This window comes from Streptomyces sp. SID14478, assembly GCF_010548525.1.
GTDB lineage: Bacteria > Actinomycetota > Actinomycetes > Streptomycetales > Streptomycetaceae > Streptomyces.
Genome location: NZ_JAAGMG010001000.1, coordinates 1 through 2,396, shown reverse-complemented (window position 1 = coordinate 2,396; position 2,396 = coordinate 1). Strand labels below are relative to the sequence as shown.

At 72.2% G+C, this 2,396-nt stretch carries 3 protein-coding genes; all 3 read right to left on the bottom strand.

The window, feature by feature from the left end; translation table 11 throughout:
- Window positions 1-191: 191 nt before the first annotated feature.
- Window positions 192-1,358 (bottom strand): flotillin family protein, encoded by a 1,167-nt coding sequence (locus G3I40_RS32470; protein ID WP_164306202.1) that lies wholly within the window; start codon window positions 1,356-1,358, stop codon window positions 192-194.
- Between the two features lie 14 nt (window positions 1,359-1,372).
- A complete protein-coding gene (locus G3I40_RS32465; RefSeq protein ID WP_164306201.1) occupies window positions 1,373-1,630 on the bottom strand; it encodes a hypothetical protein in 258 nt (85 codons plus the stop codon).
- Window positions 1,631-1,759: 129 nt separating this feature from the next.
- Window positions 1,760-2,396: MBL fold metallo-hydrolase (locus G3I40_RS32460; protein WP_164306200.1), on the bottom strand; the 637-nt coding region annotated here is incomplete at its 5' end.

Genomic DNA, 2,396 nt, shown 5'->3' with positions numbered 1-2,396 from the left:
CCCCACCCCGCCAGGGGCGCGGGGAACGGCGCGCCCAGCCCCGACGGCGCCGCACCCACACACCGACCGCACCCACCCCGCACAAACCGCCCAGGGCTCGCCCCACCCCGCCAGGGGCGCGGGGAACGGCGCGCTCAGCCCGACGTCGCCGACGCCGCACGAGCCACCCCACCCCCCCCGGGAGGGCAACGTCACCTGATGTCGACGGGCCCGTCATCGTCCGGCCGAGCGGTACCCAGATACCGCTCGATGGCGGCGCCAGCCGCACCGTTGGCCTCATCACCGTTCAGGTTCTTGCGCACGGAGTCGAGAATGGTCAGTCCCTGCCCGACGAGACCGGCCGCGATCTCCCCGAGCCCGTCCGCCCCGTTCAGCACGTTCACGTTGGCCCCGGCCAGCCCCGCCGACGCCTCCTTCACGATCTGCGGCAGCTGGTCGATGAGCATCCGGTCGAGCGCGACCCGGTCGTACGACGCCGCCGCCTCGGCCTGGATCTTCATCCGCTCGGCCTCGGCCGTCGCCAGCACCCGGATGCGCTCCGCGTCCGCCTGGGCCGGCTTCACGATCTCGGCGATGAGCTGCTTCTCGCGCAACTCGGCCTGCTTGAGCGCCAGTTCGGTCTGTGCGGCCAGTACTTCCTGCTGCGCGTTGGCGAGCGCCAGCGGCCCCGCCTGGTCGGCCTGCGCCTTGGCCCGGTCGACCTCGGCGCTGTACTCGGCCTGCACGACCGCGGTCTGCCGGGCGAACTCGGCCTGCTTGCGCGCCGCCGCCTGCTCGGCCTCCGCGGACGCCTGCGTGGCCTGCGCCTGGGCGATCTGGGCCTGGCGCCGGATGGCGGCCTTGTGCGGCTGGGACATCGCCTCGATGTAGCCGGTCTGCCCGTCGTCGATGGACTGGATCTGCAGCGAGTCGACGTGCAGCCCGATCTTCGCCATCTCCGCCTTGGACGTGTCGAGCACCTCGGTCGCCAGCTTCTGCCGCTCGGTGACGATCTCCTCGACCGTCATCGAGCCGATGATCGACCGCAGGTGACCGGCGAAGATCCGCCCGGTCAGGACCGACATCTGCTCCTGGTCGGAGAGGAAGCGCTGACCGGCGTTGACGATCGACTCGTTGTCGTTGCCGACCTTGAAGGCGATGACGGCCCGGACGGTCAGCGCGATGCCCTGCCGGGTCACGCACTTCTCCACGACCTCCGCCTCGCTCATGGCGAGGGAGAGGAAACGGGTCTTGCGGAACACGGGCAGGACGAACTTCCCGTGCCCGGTGACGACGCGGAACGGCGCTCCCCCAAGTCCCCGCCTGCCCCCCGAGATCAGCATCGCCTCGTCGGGTGCGGGAACGCGATATCCGAACATCCTTTGACGTCTCCTTAGCGGGCCCCGCCGTCGCCGTCTCCCGCCAGCGGGTCCAGCAGTGGGTCGCGCCAGGCGATGACGGTGACGCGGCGGCTGCCGAGCGACTCGATCACGAGCACGCCGGCCCCCCGTTGCAGAGGCTCGTCGGAGTACGCGAGAAACGTCTCGGTGCCGCCCCTGACCTTCACCAGTACCTCACCCGGCCCACCGGTCCCGCGTGTGCCGACGACCAATTTCCCCGTGCAGCCGACCACGGCCTCGTCCGGCGTCATCGGCGGGCGCCCCCTCGTCGTTCCAGCTCATACGAGCTCTTGAGAGCCAGACCATACGCCTGCGGGGACGCGCGGACCATCCACGTGAAGCAAAGATCGACCGGGCGCGGGGGAGGGCCCGGCACCGGCTCAGGGCGTCGCGACGTAGGTCAGTGGATCGCTGCCCGTCACGGCCTCGGCCCGCCCCAGTTTCACCAGCCGCCGCAGGTGCGCCTCGGCCTCCGAGACCGCGATGTTCCGCGACCCGTACGGGATCTGCTCCCACGGGCGGTTCCACTCCATGCGCTCCGCGAGCTGCCAGGGGGTGAGCGGCGCGGCGAGCAGCGTGAGCAGGTCCGTGAGGCGTTCCTCGTGGTGGTCCAGCAACTCCCGTACGCGCGCGGGCGCGTCGGTGAAGGGGTGCTGGTGGGCGGGGAGGACCTCGGCGGGGGCGAGCCGGCCGATGCGTTCGAGCGAGGCGAGGTAGTCGCCGAGCGGATCGGTGGAGCCCTCCTCGACCGACGGGTCCTCGTACAGGCCGATGTGCGGGGTGATCCCGGGCAGCACGTGGTCGCCGCTGAACAGGCGACCCGTGCCCGCGAGTCGGGCGGGGTGCTCCTCCTCCAGGTGCAGGCACACGTGGCCGGGGGTGTGGCCCGGGGTCCAGATCGCGCGCAGCCGGCGGCCCGGCAGGTCGAGCAGGTCGCCGGGGGTGATGGTGCGGTCGGGCAGGGCCGCGTCGAGTCCCGGCAGGCTGCGCGGGCGGCCTGCCTCGGCGGCGGCGAGC

Coding starts and splice junctions, on each gene's coding strand:
- G3I40_RS32470 (WP_164306202.1), bottom strand. CDS start 1,358: ATGTTCGGATATCGCGTTCCCGCACCCGACGAGGCGATGCTGATCTCG.
- G3I40_RS32465 (WP_164306201.1), bottom strand. CDS start 1,630: ATGACGCCGGACGAGGCCGTGGTCGGCTGCACGGGGAAATTGGTCGTC.